This is a genomic window from Pseudomonas chlororaphis, from assembly GCA_001023535.1.
Taxonomy (GTDB): domain Bacteria; phylum Pseudomonadota; class Gammaproteobacteria; order Pseudomonadales; family Pseudomonadaceae; genus Aquipseudomonas; species Aquipseudomonas chlororaphis_E.
This window is the reverse complement of the sequence record CP011020.1, coordinates 5,517,696-5,538,076: the sequence shown is the minus strand read 5'-3', so window position 1 is coordinate 5,538,076 and position 20,381 is coordinate 5,517,696. Positions and strand designations below refer to the sequence as shown.

11 protein-coding genes and 2 pseudogenes are annotated in these 20,381 nt (G+C 56.5%); 5 read left to right on the top strand and 8 right to left on the bottom strand.

The window, feature by feature from the left end; genetic code table 11:
• The first annotated feature begins 278 nt into the window (after positions 1 to 278).
• The 3 genes and pseudogenes from VM99_24145 (at position 279) to VM99_24135 (ending at position 4,593) form a co-directional block, all read left to right on the top strand.
• A pseudogene (locus tag VM99_24145) lies at positions 279 to 752 on the top strand (hypothetical protein).
• A gap of 1,410 nt (positions 753 to 2,162) precedes the next feature.
• A complete protein-coding gene (locus VM99_24140) occupies positions 2,163 to 3,791 on the top strand; it encodes a chemotaxis protein (GenBank protein AKK01002.1) in 1,629 nt (542 codons plus the stop codon).
• A gap of 553 nt (positions 3,792 to 4,344) precedes the next feature.
• Positions 4,345 to 4,593, top strand: a complete 249-nt coding sequence (locus VM99_24135) for a hypothetical protein (GenBank protein ID AKK01001.1) — start codon at positions 4,345 to 4,347, stop codon at positions 4,591 to 4,593.
• Between the two features lie 130 nt (positions 4,594 to 4,723).
• On the opposite strand, the pseudogene VM99_24130 reads toward VM99_24135, so the two are convergent.
• Positions 4,724 to 4,935, bottom strand: a pseudogene (locus VM99_24130) (hypothetical protein).
• 999 nt (positions 4,936 to 5,934) lie between these two features.
• Between VM99_24130 and VM99_24125 the strand changes: the two are divergent.
• Positions 5,935 to 6,198, top strand: a complete 264-nt coding sequence (locus VM99_24125; protein AKK01000.1) for a hypothetical protein — start codon at positions 5,935 to 5,937, stop codon at positions 6,196 to 6,198.
• A gap of 125 nt (positions 6,199 to 6,323) precedes the next feature.
• Here VM99_24125 and VM99_24120 read toward each other — a convergent pair whose 3' ends face one another.
• The 6 genes from VM99_24120 to VM99_24095 form a co-directional block, all read right to left on the bottom strand.
• Positions 6,324 to 7,682, bottom strand: coding sequence for a hypothetical protein (locus VM99_24120; GenBank protein AKK00999.1), 1,359 nt, complete (start codon positions 7,680 to 7,682; stop codon positions 6,324 to 6,326).
• Positions 7,679 to 13,987 (bottom strand): histidine kinase, encoded by a 6,309-nt coding sequence (locus VM99_24115; GenBank protein ID AKK00998.1) that lies wholly within the window; start codon positions 13,985 to 13,987, stop codon positions 7,679 to 7,681. The genes VM99_24120 and VM99_24115 overlap by 4 nt, the downstream gene beginning before the upstream one ends.
• An 11-nt stretch (positions 13,988 to 13,998) precedes the next feature.
• Positions 13,999 to 14,643, bottom strand: a complete 645-nt coding sequence (locus VM99_24110) for a radical SAM protein (GenBank protein AKK00997.1) — start codon at positions 14,641 to 14,643, stop codon at positions 13,999 to 14,001.
• Between the two features lie 2 nt (positions 14,644 to 14,645).
• Positions 14,646 to 16,478 (bottom strand): ATPase, encoded by a 1,833-nt coding sequence (locus tag VM99_24105; GenBank protein ID AKK00996.1) that lies wholly within the window; start codon positions 16,476 to 16,478, stop codon positions 14,646 to 14,648.
• A 169-nt stretch (positions 16,479 to 16,647) separates the two neighbouring features.
• Positions 16,648 to 17,040 (bottom strand): ester cyclase, encoded by a 393-nt coding sequence (locus tag VM99_24100; GenBank protein AKK01855.1) that lies wholly within the window; start codon positions 17,038 to 17,040, stop codon positions 16,648 to 16,650.
• Positions 17,041 to 17,289: 249 nt separating this feature from the next.
• The gene (locus tag VM99_24095; protein AKK00995.1) at positions 17,290 to 17,694 is read right to left on the bottom strand and encodes a membrane protein; all 405 of its coding nucleotides are present in this window, start codon (positions 17,692 to 17,694) and stop codon (positions 17,290 to 17,292) included.
• Between the two features lie 955 nt (positions 17,695 to 18,649).
• Here VM99_24095 and VM99_24090 point away from each other — a divergent pair.
• Entirely contained in the window at positions 18,650 to 19,468 is an 819-nt protein-coding gene (locus VM99_24090; protein AKK00994.1) for an AraC family transcriptional regulator, read from the top strand.
• 95 nt (positions 19,469 to 19,563) lie between these two features.
• On the opposite strand, the gene VM99_24085 is transcribed toward VM99_24090, so the two are convergent.
• Positions 19,564 to 20,307: a GntR family transcriptional regulator gene (locus tag VM99_24085; protein ID AKK00993.1), complete on the bottom strand. Its 744-nt coding sequence runs from the start codon at positions 20,305 to 20,307 to the stop codon at positions 19,564 to 19,566.
• Between the last annotated feature and the right edge of the window lie 74 nt (positions 20,308 to 20,381).

The window sequence follows — 20,381 nt, the reverse complement described above, 5'->3', positions numbered from 1 at the left end:
GAGGTGAATCGACTTGGGAGATGAACAAGCACGGTGTTATTAAATCTTCTCAGCAGTTGTGCGTTGTAGACAGTTCGATGCTTGTGCAGGGTCAGTTCGCACGGGGTACGTCTACCGATACAATAATGATTGATGCTAAAGTCTTCGATCGTGAACTGCGATCTTCACGAGGCATACAACGTAATGATCGGTTAGAGTTTCAGTCTCTGCTGCAAAACGATAAAAAAATTTGGTCAATGATCAACTCCCTTTTATCGTGTATAAAGAATGGAATGGACTTACGTCAGGCTCAACGATCGCCTTTAGCTATGAGCTATCTAAAGCAAGCGCTCGTCTCTACATTGTTAGAGCTGATTCCTAATAATTACCACGAAAATAGGACGAGAAAATCTGAGCCACTTATACCTAGGCATATCGGTAGGGCGATTGAATATATGCACGCTCATGCGTGCGAAGATATCTTGATTAGTGATGTTGCTACCTATGCGCATACGAGCGTGAGGAACTTGCAGCTAGGTTTCAGATTGCATAAGAATGTTTCGCCAATGCACTATCTCAGGGACCTACGCCTAGCTTGCGCTCACAACGATCTTATCAGCGAGGACGAGCGTACGGGATGGCAGCAGATAGGGCTTCGGTGGGGCTTTTCTGATCTTGATTTGTTTGCTAGGTACTATAAGGACAAATATGGTAATACCCCTTTTCAGACTCAGTACATGAATAAAGGAGACTTGGTTATCGATAAGTCGTGATGTCTATTTATTTTTAATTCATTTCCACAAGACCCTAAAAAAACGAAATTTTATTGAGAAAAACGAAGAGTTGATGTCCTGGCCTATGCAGCTATAAGGAAATATGAGTAAATAGTAAATCCTGTGCTTCCGCTCAGTCATCGAAGTTTCTAGTATGAATGATTTACTACTAAGCAGCTTGGTTTGCAATTACAAGAGAAAAATTGACCGGTATCTTGCTGAGGCCGATAAGCATATATTTAATCACAGGTCTATTGCTGTACAGCTTCGCTCGAATAGAGCTGAAATAGCTAACATAAGGGCTGCTATAGCGAACGCGCCCGATGATGTCAACGGCATTGTTTGCCTGCTTGCTCAATTAAATTTGTTAGAGCTCTCCGTGATCCAGCTGACCAATAAGATAGAACTTGCGATGCTTACTACTACTGGCCGGCTTGGGTCGGACCTGGATGAGCTTCGATCAGTGAATAAGAGGCTATGCGATATTTTAGCAAGAGATTCTAAAATGGCTTCATGCACTTCGTTAAATTCCATACTAGTCAATTGTCAGCAAGATATTGAAGCTGTTTACCATCGATTAATATGTTACTGCGGTATCGAAGTCGGTCTGTTAAAGATTATTGACAGCGCGAGAAAGCGAACATAGGTATTAACTGGGGTGTCAGTGCTCAAGCAGGTGATATGTGGTTATGTCAAATGATTCTTCTAAAATGAATTATTCAAGTGAGTATGAGCTCTCTGAAATATTAATTAGCGAGTGTTATTCCTTGCAGTTTTCTGTGCGCATGGTTGTTGGGTTGTTTTTAAAGGCTCCCGCTCATTCTGGTGACCTAAATAAAGCCAAAGATTCAGAGTCCTTTGGGCTGAGAGTGAGCAGCTTGAATCCTTCAGACGCCGAATGTTTGACGAGGGAGTTGCGGGTTTCATTGTGTAAATTGAACGCTAGAATCAGGCAATTTGTTCCGGGAATTTATATCGAGGATATCTGCGATGCGGTTTGCCATGCAGATGAGCTCCCGCCACCCTCATCTTTGCTACAAAAATGTTTACATGATAATGATCTGAATCTGGGAGCTCTAAAATTGTATAGATTGTTCTGTTTATCCCAGTTGCAGAGAAAGGACGAAGGGTAGCAGGGGCTAGTTATTTACGTATGCAGGATTTCTGAACGTTGGCTAATTATGTTCAACTGGGTGGTGAGCTGAAATGACAAATCTGCCATGACACTTTTGTAAGCGGTATTGCGTGAAATTTTGTTGCTAAATTAATAATAGGTAGTCGGTGGAGTTGGCTAAGTTCTGATGGGCTCTCGGATTCATTGTACTTCGAGTTTAAGAAGTTGCCGGATATCACTGAAAGTTTGCTGTTTTGCCTATTTTACCCATTGCTACCCCTAGCGAGACATCCACCATGAACTTGCGAATGCTCAATCTTGCATCACGTTCCGCTCTTTGTTTTGGTATTTTTTGCGCATTGATTTTTTGCTTTGGAATGTTTGCCTTAAGGCAGACTTCCACGCTGAGCGAAGCGGAGAAAAAAGTTGAGGAAAACATCGTCCCTAGTTTTAAGGTGTTGGGCTTGCTGGATCGTGAGTTTATGAGCGTACGTAACAGTAATAGTAAATTGCGCAACGCCGCAGAGTCGGAGTTGGTGAGGTCTATTAGCTTGAAGGAGGTTGTAGAGTCACAGGGGCTTATTAGGAAGTATCTTTCGGAGCTGGCCGGGTTGGTTGTTACTCCACAAGGTCAGGTCGTCCTTGCTTCTTTGGGAAAGTCTGTTGCCGAATTTGAGCTTTTGCAAAAGCAATATCTCAGTTTTATTGCTGCTGGCGATTATGCGAGCGCCATAAAATACGGGGATGAGGAAGTTCGAAACGCCGCTCTTAAAGTTGCTTCAAGTGTCGAGGCGCTTAGAGATAGTAATGATGCCAAAGCGAAGGCTGCCGGGGAAGCGGCAGACGCTGCTTACAATCAAACCGTGACAATGGTGTTTGTTTTTATCACGTTGTCGCTGTTGGCAACTGTTTTGCTTGCCTGGATGTACACTCGAAGCTTGACACTGCCTATGCGAGAATCATTGTTGATTGCCGAGCGTATTGCGGCTAACGATTTCAGTAACGAGATAAAAGTTCAAGCACGTGATGAGATGGGGCGTCTTGTTGCAGCTTTATCGACCATGCAAGGGAACTTGCGTGATACGATTATTCAGATCAGCGATTCATCCAGCCAGTTAGCCGCGACGTCTGAGGAAATGCATGCTGTGACGGAAGAAGCTTCCAGAGGGTTGATGCGTCAGAATAATGAAATTGAAATGGCTGCGACCGCTATTACAGAAATGAGTTCAGCTGTCGATGAAGTTGCTGGCAATGCAGCAGGGGCCTCAACTGCTGCATCGCAAACCAGCAGAACCGCTATGGATGGAAGGGTCAAAGTAGATGACACAGTCGATGCCATTAACATGATGGTCGGCAGTGTAGAGTCTACATCCGCTAGTGTGAAAGGCTTGGCTATAAAGGCCACAGATATAAGTAAGGTGCTCGACGTGATCCGTGCCGTAGCCCAGCAGACAAATCTTCTCGCGCTTAATGCTGCAATCGAAGCGGCTCGTGCGGGTGAGGCGGGTCGTGGATTTGCAGTCGTTGCTGATGAAGTGCGCGCACTAGCTCACCGGACTCAAGAGTCCACCAGTGAGATCGAGCAAATGATTTCGACAATCCAGACAGGCTCAAATGAAGCCGTAATGGCAATGGAGCAGACTAGTCTGCAAGCTACCAACACGCTCGCTTTGGCTCGTTCCGCCGGGTTGGCTCTGGCCGAAATTACCGAGTCAATCGAGCACATTAATGAGCGCAACGTGCAAATAGCGACTGCCGCCGAACAGCAGTCTCAAGTTGCAAGACAGATTGATAGTAGTTTGGTAAGTATTCGCGATTTATCTATCCAGTCCGCAGCGGGCTCGCACCAAACTTCAGTTGCCAGCGGCGAGTTGTCTGAGTTGGCAGTAAATCTTAACCATTTAGTCAAAAGATTTAAAATTTAAAAAAGTTTTTAGCGAGGTGAGGGGCGCGATGCATTCTCCCAGCGAGCGCGCTTAACTGATTCCTTATATTCATTGCCGGAAACGATTCATTGACTATCCCGCAGCCTGCGAACAGGTGGCCATGCTCAGGCGTAATAAGTGCCGAACGTAGAGCTATCTGGGAACAGCCAGTGCACCATGAGGCCGGTCAGGTAGTGGCGCTGCGTCGTAGCCGCATGCGCCTATCACAAGTGGCTGGACGTCGGCGGATTCAAGCGGCCGCCGCAACACTGGATTGTTGAATTGGGATCTCTTGGGCACTCTATCGAGACAGATCGGTACCTTTCGGGAATATTGGCGCAGAAAAACCCTCTGTATTTTCGTTTGTGCCTCACTGCCATGGGCTATGCGAGTCAGCACAGAAGACCTTTACTCCCGACGGACTTCGTCCAAGGAGACGCATCGACGGTCAACAAATAGGTCTTCTGTGCGTTTTAGGGGCGGACGGTGCTTGTCCCGGATCACGCAGCAATAACATGATGGCTGGCTGCTGGCCTAAAATGCGGAGTTCGTTATGGACGTCAAGCAGATGTTAAATGATGAACTGGTGAGCCGGCTGGAAGAGAAAATTCCAGCCATGGCGAAAGGCGCGATTAAGGCGGCCTATATCAATACGCTGGCGGCCGGACTCAGTGTGATGGAAATCAGTAATGGCATGCTCGTTGAAACAATGGCCGATGATCAGCACAAGGTTATTCGAGCGGCCAAGCCCAAGCATAAGGTAGCTTCGGACATGATTATCAAGGTGCGTCGCCTTTCATAACGAAAAATTGAGGGCGCCCGTATCTTCACGATGTCGCCGCGCAGCGCGCGGGAGTTCTGACGCTTCGGCGAGTCCAGCCTTTATGCTGCGCAGGATAACCGCCAAGCTCGCCATCGCATGGGCCGTTAAATCAGTGACCCTGGGTTCTCAGCTTAGCCAAGCCCTGCTTGATGTGTCCGGCATTTCTCCGATGGTGTGAAGTGCACCTCGGATGTTGGCACCAATCTCTGCTGCACCTTGATCTTTTACCTTCAAGGTCAGCTCCATCACCGCGGCCTCCAAGGCGAGCTGATTTTGGTACAGCCGCTCGAGAACATCAGAAAGTGAATATTCGGTGGGCATTGTTTCGACTCCAATCGAGGACTCATGAGCGTAGCAGCGGAAGGGACGGAAACCAAAGGGCGATAGGCCGAGAGAGTACTTGCTGAGACTCAGTGGCAGCAATCGGCCGATACTGTTAAAAAAGTCGGTTTCGATTTCCGTGACAGAAAAGTACGCGCCTGAGATTGAAATCTGTATTTTTTCGCAGAAGGTTTAGGACTCAAATTTGACGCAGCGGCGTGCAGAAAAGGCATTTTCACCACTCGATGCATGGCTAGCCAAACCGGGTCGACTTTTTCAACACAATCGGCCGAAAGCAGCCCACTGAGCGCTCACCCAGACGGCGGGTGGCAACGTCAGCGAATTGATGATGGTGTGCGGCTTTGGTTGATACAGTTCCAAGATCAAGGCTCTTTGAGCCCATAGAGGCGCTACAGCGGGAGCAGCTTCACGACCCATCTGGCATCCAAGAAGCATTGAGTAACTTTCCAGACGGGACGCCTCCCGTCCGGTTGGCTATGGGTCGGAGGAAATGGCAGAGCCCGAAATCCCGGTCTCTTGACCCTTGATAGTTCTCAAAAACAAGTCCAGAATTAAGTCTTTTCCTGCTTCGTCAATAAAAGAAACCCCTTAGATTTCAACGAGTCGGACACCAGATACGAGTCTCGTTTCCCGCTCCAGGATTCAGAAAAAAGCCACTCAGATGAGTGGCTTTTTTTTATGCCTGAGATTTGTAGGATGAAACGTGGGCCCTCGGGTTTTTGATCAATCGTTCTCGCCATCAACGATATTCATCTGTTTAGCAAGTCTGCAGGCCTTTGTGGGTGGCGATCTCGGTTGGTCCTCGGTTGATCCATGCTGGAGTGATTACCCATTCGCAGAGGACGGCCACGGCGAGGAGTGGGACAAGTCGCAACGTCCTGCGCTGTAGAAGACGCGCTGCAAAACCTTCCGTAACAATAGTGAGGGTTGGGCCGGTTTCAGTGCTACAGTCTCGCCCTTCCAGGGTGAGGGTACATCATGCGGCTCATGCTAACGGTTTTTACCATGGCGCTGCTGACAGGGTGCGCGACTGTCAACGAAAGCTCCAGCTACGGGCACATGTGTGGCCTCCATCCTTACTGCGGCGTTACTGTCGATCTCGAGATTATCAAAGGCCACGACAATGCTGGGGCCATGAGTGCCCTGACTCCGTTTGCAGTCATTGACCTGCCGTTCAGTTTCGTCGCCGATACGCTGATCCTGCCGTACACGATTTTTCATATGAAGAGTGCCGACGAGTAGCGCTGGCTGATCGCGATCGTCAGGACGATCACCCTGGCGGTGTGTTCAAGGCTGTGCATTGCGATCGAGCGCTCAATGACGGACCAGGGAATGATCGCTTGGTTTGCGGCGGGGTCGTTAGCGGTTCATTGATGAAGAGTCTTTTGCTGAGCAGCGATTGCCTCTACACCTGGTGCGGAAACGCTCGTTTCTTTAAGCGGTACTTCACCCACGGAAAGTGCCCGCTCGATCAGCAACTCGCAGCCCTTATCTTGCAATAAGGCTTGTAACCGCTGGAATTCGCCGCACCAGATGGTTTCAACGTCGCGATCCCGCGTCTTGTCGCGATCGCTGCTGAGAGCGACCGCGCGAACTTGCAGGCGGCCATTGTCGGCTTTGCCACCCACTTCAACGCCATAACCGGGCGTCGCGGCTTTGCGCAGCACGACCTTGCCGGTTTCTGCCCAGGCGGTTGCCATGCCTTCGCGTACCTCGTAGCCGAGGCTGGCCAAGCCGCCGAGCACGGCTTCGCGGCGGGCAAGGGCGGCTTGAGTCTGCAAGTGGGTTGCGATATGCGTTTTACACTGCTCGATCAGCCCAGCCATTACCGAGAATTCGCTATCGGTCGTGCAGGCGCCAATCTGACTCAGTAAGGTTGCGTGTTCGGTGCCCATGCAGGTTTCGATTTCGCTGGCCAGGTCCTGCAGCTGTTCGAGGCACTCACGCTGGCGTTGGAAGTTTCGAGTGGACGTGCCGAGGTCGAGTACCAAGCTGTCGAGCAACAGATTGCGCCGTTTGGCGTCGACTTCCGTTTCAGCTCTTTCCAGTGCTAGAAGGAACGGTGCGGCACGCTCTGCGCCTTGCAGCAGTTGCAGTTCCACGATGTGGCGGTCGATGCGCAGCAGACGTATGTCTCGCGTGGCTTCCGGTTCCCGTGCCGTTATCCAATCGCGCAGGGAAAGCTCGGGTTCGGCAACCTTGAGCTGCTGCGCCAGGGCGCGTTGGGTATCGCTCAGCACCGGCTTCTCGGTGGCCTTGGTCAAGTGGGTGAAACCTTCGGCCAGCAGACGTTCGGCATCTTCCCGATTGGCACCGCTCGCCAATTGTGAGAGGGACTGCAGCAAGGTTTGATCGGCGCTTTGGGGATTGGCGTGCAAGGCGTCAAGCAATGTCGCGGCGTTTTCCTGGACGCGGCGGTCGCGTTGGCGTCGCTCGGCGGCACGAATGATCGCGCGTTCTTCGCGGTCCTCCAGATCTCGGCGCAGGTGCTCAATCTCCACGGGCACGGCCTTCTGCAATTCGGCCAATCGATCTTCTGCCAGCAGAGCGCGCAGGCGAGCGTGTCGCGCCGTGGCGGCGATGCGCTCCTGCTCACTGAGTTCGCCAAGCCTTGTGGCTTGTGTCTGCCAACGCTCCACGGCGCGCTCCAGGCGTTGCAGGTGGCCTTCACAGATGGCGATGATTTCTTCGCGAGTGACAATGCGAACGACCTTGGGACCACTCATGGGCAGATTTCCGTATCAACTGGAACAGGATTGGGTTGCAGTGGCTGCTCGACCTTCATGGCGTGTTCGATTGCTTCACGCAGCCGTGATCGCTCGCTGTCGCCGTTGTGATACCAGGCTTGCGATGACACGCGATGGATATGCGGGATGGCGCGATGCAGCACGGACGGGCGCCAGATCTCCCGGGCGCGGGCGCGTTCGAGCAGAGTGTGGCAAGGCGCATCGCACTCGATGCCAATGGCGTACAGACCCGTATCTGGATGCTCGATGGCGAAGTCGAGGCCGAAAGCATCGCCTTCACTGGCGGGAGCGGCTTGCCATCCCAGAGATTGAATGAATTCGCCGACCAGCCTGACAAAACCATCACGTTGCTGACCTTGTTCGCGGTGCACGCTGCTGCGGTCGGTCTGCAGGCGCTCCAGCAACTTGCCGCTGCTGCTGAACTCGCCAGAGGAGAGGGCGCGGGCATATTCCAGATAGCCTTGCAGATAGTCACGCGGGCTGGCGGGGGCACGGTGCGTGTTGAGCATGTCGGAGATATCGGCGATCGGCATCGATGTGATCATCACCACCTTGTGTCGCGCACGGGTCACCGCCACGTTCAGGCGCCGTTCGCCACCGGTCTGCCCGAGCACGCCGAAGCTACGGCGGAAGGTACCTTGGCTGTTGCGGCCGAAGGTGGAGGAGAAGACGATGATGTCGCGTTCATCGCCCTGCACGTTTTCCACGTTCTTGACGAACACCGACATGTCCTCGCCGTCTTCGCTGCGCTCGCGTTCTTGGGCGTAGGCTGTGCGGAACAGCTCATCCTGCTCGGCACGCTGCTCCAGATGCTCCTCGATGAGGTCGGCCTGCTTGCGGTTGAAGGTGACGACACCCACCGAGGGGCGCTGGTCGTAAGGTTTTTGCCACAACTCGTTGAGGTACTCGACGACCCGCTCGGCTTCTTGGGCATTGCTCTGGTTCTGGTACAGCCCACCGACCTGGATCAGTTCCAGCGGTTTGATCCGTTGGATGCTTGCCTGTGGATGACGGACCGGAACGTTCAGGCGATTGCCATAGAACGAGGCGTTGGAAAAGCCGATCAGTTCACGGTAGGCCGAACGGTAGTGAATCTGCAAAGTGGTGCTGGGCAGGGCGTTGCGCGCCAGTTGCAGCAGGTCAGGGCAGTCCTTGATCTCACGTCGGTTCCAGGTGTCTTCGAACGCTTCGCGCTGTTCCTCATCCGCGTCCTCGTCAGGCTCGTCGCCGTCGAACACTTCGGCTTCGTCGCTTTCGATGCGACTGGAAAAGAATGCCGTCGGCGGCATTTGCTTCTCATCACCACTGACAACAGTGACTTGGCCGCGGAATAAGGTCGGCAGGGCGAACTCGACCGGCATCTGCGAGGCTTCGTCGTAGATGACCGTATCGAACAGGCTGGCCTTGAGTGGTAGTACACGACTGGCGACGTCCGGGTTCATCAGCCATACCGGACGCAGGCTCATCAAGCCGAGATTACTGCCCAGTTCAATGAATTCGCGCAGACGCCGCGAGCGTTTGCCCGTTAGGCGGGTGACATCCTCCCATTGCTTGCGATTGCCCAGGCGGTCGAGGTTGATGCCTTTGGCCAGCAGCTCACGATTGAGCAGTCGCATCTGTGCGTCGGCTTGCGCGAGGCTGGCGACTTTGGCGCGGGCTTCGTCCTGGCTGAACAGCAGTTCAGGATTGGCTTGCTCGACGCGATGTTTCCAACCCAGTCGGGCTTCGCGGTTGAGCAGGCGTCGCACTTCGGCTTCCAGTTGCTCGGGTGCAATGTTGTCCAACTGTTCCTGGCGTTGGCGCAGCAGGGCGAGCAACTCGAGGTCGGCTGTCGTCAACTGACCGGCGCGCCCGCGGAATGTCTGGTAGGCGGCCAGGAAGGGCAGCGCCTCATGCAGGCGATCAAGACTCAGTTGATTGCTCAGGTTGTGTTCGACGGCATGCTGCAGTTGTCGCACCAGCTCATCACCCAGCCAGTCGCCGAGTATCTTGAGTTGTTCGAGGCTGGAATGGCGAACGCCATGGCGTATCAGCGACGCGTCCAGATCGCTGAGCAGCGCCTCGAGGTGCTGTTTGTCGCCGGCGAGGGCGGCTTCATCCGCCTGTCGGGCACGAGGCGATTGCGCCAGGGCCAGCGCCAGTGCCTGGATTTCCAGCAGGTGGCGAATGTCGCTCTTCACGAGGCTGGACAATTCCAGGCAGGCTTGCCTGTTCACCGTTTCCAGCTCTAACGCCTGATGCAGGGTACTCAGCTCGGCGCGCAAAGGTCGCCACTGGCTTTCCAGGCGAATGGCTGTCTGCAGCGTGGGCAGCGCTTCAACAACAAGACTTTCCCCTTGCTCTTGAAGAAAGTTGCGCAGTCGCTTGCGCCGCAGCAGATGCAGCGGGTTGATGTTCGCCAACCAGGACCGGGCGGCGATGACCTTGGTACAGTCCTGATCCAGATGCCTGAGGGCTTTGTTTTCGAGCAGACAGAGTGCCGGAGACAAGGCGGGGACGTAGTGGTTCTGATCCAGTTGGCCGAGTTGCTGATCCAGTTGCTGCAGTTCGGCGAGAATCGACTCGCCCCGTGGGAGTTGGCCCTCTTCGCGGCTGCGGAATAGAGGCAGCCAGCGCGCAAGACGCAGACGTTGCTCTTGCTTCAGACCGAGGAGGGTCGCGACATGGGTCGTCATCCAGTCGCGGTATGGCGCGGGGTCGTCGATTTCGAAGCTGGCGGGGTGTGCCTGCAACGTAGCCTGACGGTTGTTTTCGGCCTGAATGAAACTGTGCAGATTGTCGGTGAAGGCCTGCAAGGTCGCTCGGTCGGCGGCAAATGACTGTAGTTGGGCCAGTGAGCTGCCTTCGTAGCGTGCGGGCAACCACAGGCGTATCAGCGGAGCGCAGCTTTCTTCCAGGCGCGTCAGGCTGGCGAGGTCCAGGGCCGCCAGGCGTTGGCGCAAGGCCGGAAACTCGAGCGGCGCTGGGCCGGACTCCAGCTCGATCAGTTCGCCAAGCAGCCTGCGATAGCTGAGGCCGGTATTGTCATCAAGTCGATGCAGACTCTGGTGGAAGCGGTCGAGTTCGCCCTCCAGGGCTTCGATGCGGGCCGCGACCTGTTCGCGCTGGCGTTGCCAACCTTGCGCCTGGCTGCCGTCCGTGAACAGGCTTTCCAATTGTTCGCGAATGCTGCGGATGACGGGCTCGCGGTCGCGGTTGACGTCATTGAGCATGACAATGCGTTGACCGAGGCCTTCGGCGACCAGGCGTTTGTACACCACCTCCAGCGCCGCATGCTTCTGACAGACGATAAGCAAGCTGCGCTGGCGGCCGATAGCATCGGCGACCATGTTGACGATAGTCTGGCTCTTGCCGGTTCCGGGCGGCCCTTCGACCAGCAGTCCCGGGCTCTGCCGGGCCTGGATCACGGCCGCTTCCTGTGAAGGATCACTGGCCACGGTGAAGTAGCGTTGCAGCTCGCCTGGCGGCACCTCGCGTGGGGATTCGTCGGTGGCCTTGAGGCGCAACGCGGTTTCCAGCCCGGTGCCGACAGGCGAAAGCGTCTTCAGTTGGCGCAGGTCTTCACCGATGGCTTGCCCCATGAAGGTCACGTGAAACAGCACGGCCGCGCAGTCCAGTTCATCCTGGTAGGGCGCGATTTCCACGTTGCTGGCGGGTAGATTGCCAAGGGCACGCGAGCGAATGGTGGCAAGCATTCCGAAGGCGTCCATGACATCCGCCGCGCGAATGGAAGAACGACCCAGCAGCTCATCGGCGGTCTTGCGCCAGCGCTTGCAGGTTTCGGCACCGAGTACGCTTTCCAGTGCGGGGTTGAGCCGCACTTCCTCACGTTCACTGTCGAACGCCAAGGCGGCGTGCCCACGCGAACCCAACTCCAGCAGCAGCTTCACTGGCCACAACAGCAGCGGGATGATTCGCGTGCGCGTGGTGCCGCGAGGGTCACGGTTGAGCAGGAAAGGGAAGCCCAGGTACAGGCCATCGATGCCGGTGTCGCGTTTGTAGAGTGCGCTTTGCCGGTACAGGGTATGCAGGCGTGATTCCAGCTGGCCGTTGAGCTGAAAACTCTCCGGGTCGAGATTCACGGCCCGGGCATTACGTTGTAACAGATGATCGAGCAGCGCCGCGGCCGGACTGCGCTCGCTGTTGAGTTCGTTGAGATCGACCCGTGCGGTGGTCTTGCCGATGCTCATGCGTACCAGCGGCCCGCGCATCACGGCGGTCACAACCTTCTTCTCGAAGAAATCGAGGATCTGTGAAACGTACTGCTGTTTCTGTGGTTCCAGCCATTGACTGGACGGGATAGCCAGCAGCACCAGTGTCTGAGCCAACGGCATACGTCGTTCTAGACGGAACTGTTCGGCCCACTCGTCCACCGCCGGCACGCCACAACGGGCGAAGCCTTGGATGCGTTCATCGACGCTACGGTAGAGCTCAAGTCGAGAGTGCAACAGCAGTTGGGTTGCCGCTTCAGCGTCGAACCAGCCGACATCGGCGTTCCTGGCCAGCTCGGCGGCGCTCTCTACGATCGAGGGCGCTGAACGAAACTGGCCGATCGCGGCGCTGAGCAGCACAATCAGATCTTCTTCGGCGATCACCCGGCGTTCCGACAGTGAGGCCAACCCCGGATGATCGGTGTCGGGGAACAGGCGTTGGCGTTCCTGCCACTGCGTGGCCAGCTTGGCGCGTGAGGTCGATAGCAGGAATATCCGCAGTTGCTCTTCGACCAACTCGATGTGTTGGTGCAGAGCACGCTGACGTACGTTTTCGGCGCGGGTTTTGAGACGCGATAGCCAGTTGTCGGTCTGCAATTGCTCAAGCAGGTCCGGGACCGACCCACTGATCAAGCGATAGCCTTCCAGCGGATGCTCCAGCAGCCATCCTGGCGTGACGATGTCGCCATGATGGATCAACGGGATTTCCGGGTTGAGGATTCTCAACGCCAGCATGAGACGGAAGTCGTCCTCGATCCCTTCGTGCTGGACGACCTGTCGTAAGCCGGCGACCAGGGAAGGGGCGAGACCGACTTGCTCGGCCCATGTCACGATCACACCGCGCAGCAAGTGATCCAGGGCCTGTTGCCAGTTATCCGCCTGGGCCGCCGCCAGGGCGAATACGCCGGGCTTGTGGAAGCGACGCTCTCCCAGCCGTAGGGTGGCGCCTTCACCTTCGTCCGTTTGCTGGACGGAGGAGGCCGGCGCCTCGACCGCAATGCCACTGAGCCAGTCCCGGACCTGTTGCCATTGCCAGCGCTGATGACGGTCGCGTGCCAGCAGACCCCGCAGCAGCAGGTTCAGACGCGGGTCGAGGTCGTCGGGGATCGGCACGCCATTGGCCAGCACGTGAATAAGAAAAGCGTTGGCATTGGTGCCGTCGAAGCAGGCGCCCTGGGTCAGTTGTTCGAGCAGAATCATGCCCAGGCTCCACCAGTCCGAGGCGGCCGCAACGCCACCTGCGATAGCTTCTGGCGCCATGTAGCGACTGGTTTCCAGAGGCGAGACGATGTCCAGGTCGAACTCGGACAGGCGTGCCGAACCGAAACCGCTGATGACCAGGTCCAGGGGGGCGCGGGAACGTACCAGCAGGCTGGTTGGGCGCAGGTCCCGATGGCGTAGGCCTGCTTCGTTGAAAGCATGCAGCGCCTGCCCCAGTTCCTTGACGACATGGTGCACGCTGTCGCTGTCGCGGATCACGCTGCCGAGTTCTGCCAGGGTTCCGCCGGTCAGTTCTTCAATGACCTCGTAGGCACGGTCATCCCAGCGGCCGGTGGCGATGATTTCAGGCACATGCTCGCGGGGCAGTCGGCGAATCACATCGTAGATCGCCGGGTCCGGTTCGGCACCGGGTCGATATAAGGTCAGGACTGCTCGTTGCGCGGTTTCATTGTGCTCGGCGACGTATCGCTCACGCACGCCGTCGGTACTGCTGATCTGGCGGATCAGGCGCCAGCCATCGATCAGGGTCTGGGTGATGCCTTCCGGTTCGCTGGTGTCCGGCAGCGCGCCGGAGGGCGTTGCTTGCGCAAGTGAGCTGCCACATTCAAGGCACATCAGGTCGCCATCGGCCATTGGATGACCATTTTCGCAGAGCAAGACCGGGGTCTGTTCCTGGGCGGGGCTGACCGGTGGGAGGGGTTCTTCGGTAACGACGGCTTGCGGCCGCCAACCGGCGGCACGAATGGGTTCGCCGGCGAGGTCCCAGCCGCAGGGTTGTTCCTGAATGAGCCCTTCGCAGAATATCTCCTGGAGAGCGCGCTCGGTTTTGCAGTTGGGGCAGAAACGTATCATGGGGGCTCCACTCAGCGGCGTCGCGACGCGTGTGCGCTGGTCTGTAAATGATGGCCTTGTTCATGCAGCAGATCGCGTAAGCGCAATAAGTCGCCAGGTCGTGGGATGCCGGCCATCCAGACACTGCCGCTTTCGTCAAACATCAGGTCAAGCGCCTTGTCGGCGGGTTCCAGCAGGCGTTCATAGCGGCCCAGGCGTGCCTGCCCCAGGGGCGTAAGCAGGCTCAGGCGTTGATTGTCACTGCCGCGCAAGGCCATGGTTTGGCTGAGTGCTTCGATATAGGGGTCGCTGATCAAGGCGTCTATCAGGCCATTGGCTTGAAACAACGGCTCATCGAGTTGCTCCAGGGAGTAGCCGCTGTAGACCAGGATGTCGAGATCGCTGCGTTGACGCAGGCTTTCGAGCAGCGACCGCAGGGCGTCGAACTGGTCGAACGGCTCTCCGCCGGAAATCGTGATCCCGTCTGCCTCGTGCAGCCAGGGGGTGATCTGTTCTAGCAATTGCTCTAGCGACAAGCGCCGGTGTCCTGGCCCCCAAGTATCGGCAGAGATGCAGCCAGGACAGCGGATGCTGCAGCCCTGGAACCAGATACCAAGGCGCCGTCCCGGGCCGAGGGTGGTGACCGGAAAGTGTACGCGCGACAGACTGAGGTCCATGTTCAGCGACGTTCCATCTTCAGCCCAGCGATGTCCAACTCGGTGATGGTGAAGTGCTCGCCTGGTTGAGCATCCTGATCAAACAGCGCCCGCGACAGGGGATTGAGCAGGCGTGCCTCCAATTGGTTGCGGATGCCTCGGCCACCGTTGGACAGATCCTGCAGACAGAGGCCGTGCAGTGCCTGGCGTGCCTGGGGGGCTAATTCGATAAACAGGTTCTGTCCCTGCAGATCGCTAAAAGTGGCGTTGACCATCTGTTCAAAGATCTGCACTGCAACGTCTTCACGAATGAAGTCGAAGACAATGATGTTCTCGCCGATTCGATTGAGGATTTCCGGTCGGTTGAGCACCAGCTTGAAATACCGGTCGATCTCGCTATGCACCTTGTCCTGGACCTGCTCGAAGGCTTCGCCCGGCAGGACGTTCGCGACGCGTTCGCCATTGTCGCCCTGGCGATAGATCCCGAGGTTGGAGGTGAACACAATCAGCGCCTCCGAAAAGTACACACGGTCACCACGGCCTGAAGTCAGCACGCCATCGTCGAGAATCTGCAGGAATTTATCGAGGATCCGCGGATGGGCTTTTTCGATTTCATCGAATAACACCACGCTGAACGGCTTCTCGCGGATGGCATTGGTCAGCTCACCGCCGACGTCATAGCCGACGTAGCCGGGCGGTGCGCCGATCAGGCGTTGGTCGGCATGCTCGGCGCTGAATTCGGACATGTCGAAGCGGATGTATGCACTTTCGTCGCCGAACAGCAGGCTGGTGATGGTTTTGGCGAGTTCAGTCTTGCCTACGCCGGTCGGCCCCGCGAGAAAGGCTACCCCCCGTGGACGATTGCCCTTGCGACTGGCGCCGACGCCCGTCATCGCCCGTTTGACGATATCGAGCATGTGCGTCACTGCATGCTCCTGGCCTTTGACCCGCTGGTGGACGAGGGCATCCGCCTGCCGGATGCGCTGACGGTCGATCTTCAGCCACGGATCCTCGGTGACGCCGATCTTGTAGCGGCGCACTGCGTCGGCAATCTGCGGCATGGGTACACCCTCGACGCGCGCCAGTTGAGCAATGGCACTGAGATCGAGCAGCAGCAAGCCTTCGGTATTCTGTACGAAGGCATCCACAGCTTGATGCATGATCTCTTCGCTGGCGCCCTGGCTGCCACTGAGCCCCTTGAGCAGCGCCGGTGCCAGTGCGCGACGGGCCAGTTGATCGGGCTTGGATACGGGAATGTGGCGCAAGCGCGGGTTGTCGACCAGCAGCCAGTCGGGTAGATCACCTTCTTTTTCCACCAGCCACAGCAAGGTATTGAAGAAAGGTTTGCGCAGTTCTGTGGCTGGACGGCTGCGAGCCTGATGGGATTGCACCAGGGCCTGGGTAAAGAGATGATGTTCAGCCGCGCTGAGGGCGTCGTTGCGGACCGCCAGGCGCGAGGCGAAATCGATGATCAATGCGACCGGTTCACCAGCACGACTCACCAGCCGTGACAGGGTGGCGCCCAGCAGGTCGATACCTGCCGGTGCGACGCCGTTCACCGGGGTCAGGCCAAGTTCCTGAAGCACCGTCAGGCCGGCCTCTGGGTCGGAACCAGGTTTGCCGACAGCCCGGAAACCGGATACCGGATCCCAGGCAATGACTTGGGCGTAGCCAGCATCGAGCAGGGCATTACAAAGGGTTTGGTTGAAGCTCTGGGCGGTCACCGTACCGGGCGCCACCTCACTGGCCTGTAGGTCCCGGATGTTGCCTGACAGGACGAATTGGCTCTTCAGAGGCAAGAAGCGCAGAAGATCTCGCAGCCAACGTGGGCTTTCAAATATCGCAATCCCTGACATGTTTCAGCTCGTAACGTTGGGTCGGTATGGGCAGGGTATTGCTCAATGCGCCCATTTGCCAGTGCGCTGCTACGGAAAGTTGTGTTGAGAGAGCGCTTCTTAGGGGGCGCTCGTTTCTTTTATCCTGCGGCACGTAGGCCGCGGATAATCTGCAGCCTTGAGGCATCCGCTACGCTGATCGGAGCTGAGCTTCGATCGCTCCCTTATCGATGACCGACCAGACCTCGCGGATCCTGCCGTCCTCGAACGCGTAGAAGACGTTTTCGGCGAACGAGATGCGTGTCCCATTCACCGCCAGGCCCAGGAATTCCCCAACCGGTGCGCAATTGAAGGCCAGGCGAGCTGCCAACTTAGGTGGGTCGATCACCAGGAATGCAATCGCAAAGCGCAAGTCGGGGATAGCCCGATAATCTGCTTCCAGCATGCTTCGATAGCCGTGCAACCCTAATGGTTTTGCGTTGTGAACCACATCCGGGTGCACAAAATGGCCCAGGTTTTCCCAGTCCTGTGCATTCAGGCAGGCGATGTAGTCGCTATAAAGATCGGCAAGGTTCGGGCTCATGGGGCTGATTCTCCTCTTCATGTCTGTTCTTGCCTTTGCGATCCTAGGTCCGATTGTGATGTCTCATCAAGGCAGTGAGCAGAGTAGAAAGTCAGCGGTGTAGGTGACAGTGGTCATCGCGTTGCTGAACGACCATGGCGGAGCGTCCGGCGGACACGGGGACGCCGACGCGATGGCGCCAGGCAATGCTGACTTTCAATAGGGTTGAACGGCGGCCGGCGAACTTCCGGTCGCGGGCCAGTGAAGGTTTTACAGCGTGATACTGGCGGCTGGGTAGAACAGAATATTGAGTACGAAGAGGATCATCCAGAAACCGATTTCGAGCGTTTCGGTAATAGGCTGGATCTGTTTGATTGCGCCGTAGACATGCACGAAGAACATCAGCGTGAAGACCACGAAAAGAATATCGAAGGCATAACTGAAACTGGTGCCGGTGGTGGCTGAACGCAACATCGCTACTTCAACGACAAGGATGAATGCACCGAGGCAACGGCCGAAATAGATAGCCAGATGTTCGTGTTCGGGGACGGTCCAGCGCATAAGCCGGGCCCATTGGAGCGGGGCGAAAAAGATGGGCAAGGCAAAGAAGAGGGTGGTCACCACCATCAGGGTTGTGATGTATTCCTTGCTGTATTGCGCATAGTAACCAAGCATTTAAGAACTCCTTGTCTCATCCGCACGCCTAGGCGCCCGGCAGTAATTATTATTGTGAGCGGCGTGAAGTGTTGCGAGGGCTGACCAGAAGCGTCAATTGTCCAAAAGCGCCTGCTACCAAAAGCGCGGAGGGGAGTAGTACCACTTACACACGCCGTTTCGACCGATGGCCGTGGTATCTGGGCGGAACTCACTGCGGCGAGGGCGACTGGCGTTTGCGCGGCGCGAAACGGGTAGTGTTGAGGTTGAGCACAACTGTGGGTTAGAGGCGAAATCGCCCACGGAAGCCAGGGGATCGCTTCCCAAACAAAAAAGAGCATTTCGGCACGCTTATCGAGCATTTCGGCACAGTAGCCACGCTTTGTTCAACCTAGACTCGAGCTTCACTCTAAGACTCAGATGGAGCCGCGATGAACATCAGATCAGTCCTGCCTGCACTTACCATGGCTGTAGCATTCAGTGGATATGCCGCCGACTTCTCACTGACCAGCCAGGATATTGCTGACAAACGTCCGCTGACCAAGCGCGAAGTGTTCCAAGGCTTCGGTTGCGAAGGTGGCAACACTTCTCCCGAGCTTTCCTGGGCAAACGCTCCCGCAGGTACTAAAAGCTATGCGATCACGGTCTATGATCCCGATGCACCGACCGGTAGCGGTTGGTGGCATTGGACGGTGGTTAACCTGCCGACTTCCACCAATAGCTTGCCGAGAGGAGTGGGAGCGAACCTGCCTGCCGGTGCAGTACAAGGGCGAACCGATTTTGGCCAGCCGGGATTTGGCGGGGCTTGCCCACCTGTAGGGGATAAACCCCATCGATATCAATTCACCGTATGGGCGTTGAAAGTAGATAAGCTACCACTCGACAGTGAGGCCAGCGGTGCCTTGGTAGGGTACATGCTCAATGCCAACGCCCTTGCCAAAGCGACCATTACTTCAACTTACGGACGTTAAGAACGATGCGCCCTTGTGACGGCATACAGCACCGGGAAAACATTATCGATGCGTGTGTCATACGGGCGCGACAGCCATTGACCTTGCCAAGGGTGCCGGTGTTCGTGACCACCTTGTGTCGAGTGCGGCAAGGGGAAAAGCTGTTGCAATGGGATGATCGGGAGATGCGTGCCGGGCCGCAACATCTGATCCTGATGCCGGCCGGACGCGAGCTGGGTATCTCGAACTTCCCCGGACTTCACGGTCACTACATCGCCGATGCGGTGACCTTTCCCATCTCGGCATTGCGTAACTTCAGCGCCCGATATAGCCAGCAGATCATGAGCCGTCAGGGTGTACTGAAGACCGATCTATGCGTCCCTCTGGACAGGCACACCACACAGGCATGGGATCAATTGTTGGCCTCTATCCATGCGAACTCCCCGGACGCATTACGCGCGCTCTACGGGGAAGCGGTTCTTCTGAGTCTGTGCCTTGGTGGCCAGATCGGACCTCTGCTGATGGGGCGCAACGATCCCGTTCGTGAACGTGTGCAGCAGATCGTAATGGGCAGCCCGGAGAAAGACTGGACGGTTGCGACCATTGCACAACGCCTGAATCTGGGTGAGTCGACGTTGCGTCGCCAGCTGGCGAATGAGGGGGACAGTTTCCGGAACATTCTGGAGGGCGTTCGACTGGCCACGGCGTTGCAAGGGTTGCAAACAACTTCTCGCCCTATCGGGGAAATTGCCGCGGCCAGTGGTTACGCCTCGGCCTCACGTTTTGCGGTGCGCTTTCGCTCACACTATGGGCTGTCGCCACGTGAATTGCGGGCAGCGATTTAAGCCTGAAACGTTGCGCTACGATTTGGGCATTCCTTTGCAGGCACCCGCCAGAGGCCGATGCAATTGCACAGCCGGTATTGATCAGGCCTGGATCATCAACTACCCGAACTGGATTTGAAAACACCACTAAGGACAAAGGCATAGCGTTCCGGTCGGATGTAAAACGTCGTGCGGTCGCAGCAGCGGCCGTCGGCGAAATAGGACGTGCGCTCCATGACCAGCAGGGCTGCGCCGCGTTTGATCTGCAGCGCGTCGGCCAGCTTTTTGTCGGCCTCCTGCGCACGGATTGCCAGGTCGGCGCGAATGACCGGCAGGCCGATGATGGATTCGAGAATGGAGTAAATCGGCTGATGTTCGACTTCGGCCCAGGCCACCTCGGCCAGCTCGGCAGGTAAATGGCTGCGGCCCAGGGCGATGGGTTCGCCATCGACAGAGTGCAGCCGTTCCAGTAGCAGGCAATCCCCGGCGTCTTCAAATAATTCCCGCAATGCTTCTGGAACGGCCTGCAAGGCATGGCTGATCACCTGCATGGTGGGCTGAAGTCCTTGCAGCAACAACGCCTCATGGAAGCTGCGCAACGCGTCCAGGCCGTGGCGCACCTGCTTGGCCGCGACGAACGTACCCTTGCCTTGTTTGCGCTCCACCACGCCGTCGTCGCTGAGCTTGCCGACCGCCAGGCGAACCGTGACGCGACTTACCCCGAACCGCTCGCCCAACTGCGCCTCGGACGGCAGCTTGCCGCTGGGTTCATAGTCGCCGCGTTGAATTTCCTCCAGCAACCGGTGGGCGATCTGTTCGTAGAGCGAGGTGGTGCTGTCGCGAAGAATGGACGTAGACACGGTCAGCTTCCAGGGCTTTGAGTGGGGCAGGGCCGTCACTTCTAAGGTTATAAAAATAGGTTATTGGGCGTACT

Coding starts and splice junctions, on each gene's coding strand:
- VM99_24105 (AKK00996.1), bottom strand. CDS start 16,478: ATGTCAGGGATTGCGATATTTGAAAGCCCACGTTGGCTGCGAGATCTT.
- VM99_24095 (AKK00995.1), bottom strand. CDS start 17,694: ATGCTTGGTTACTATGCGCAATACAGCAAGGAATACATCACAACCCTG.
- VM99_24090 (AKK00994.1), top strand. CDS start 18,650: ATGCGCCCTTGTGACGGCATACAGCACCGGGAAAACATTATCGATGCG.
- VM99_24120 (AKK00999.1), bottom strand. CDS start 7,682: ATGAGTGGTCCCAAGGTCGTTCGCATTGTCACTCGCGAAGAAATCATC.
- VM99_24115 (AKK00998.1), bottom strand. CDS start 13,987: ATGATACGTTTCTGCCCCAACTGCAAAACCGAGCGCGCTCTCCAGGAG.
- VM99_24125 (AKK01000.1), top strand. CDS start 5,935: ATGCGGCTCATGCTAACGGTTTTTACCATGGCGCTGCTGACAGGGTGC.
- VM99_24135 (AKK01001.1), top strand. CDS start 4,345: ATGGACGTCAAGCAGATGTTAAATGATGAACTGGTGAGCCGGCTGGAA.
- VM99_24140 (AKK01002.1), top strand. CDS start 2,163: ATGAACTTGCGAATGCTCAATCTTGCATCACGTTCCGCTCTTTGTTTT.
- VM99_24110 (AKK00997.1), bottom strand. CDS start 14,643: ATGGACCTCAGTCTGTCGCGCGTACACTTTCCGGTCACCACCCTCGGC.
- VM99_24100 (AKK01855.1), bottom strand. CDS start 17,040: ATGAGCCCGAACCTTGCCGATCTTTATAGCGACTACATCGCCTGCCTG.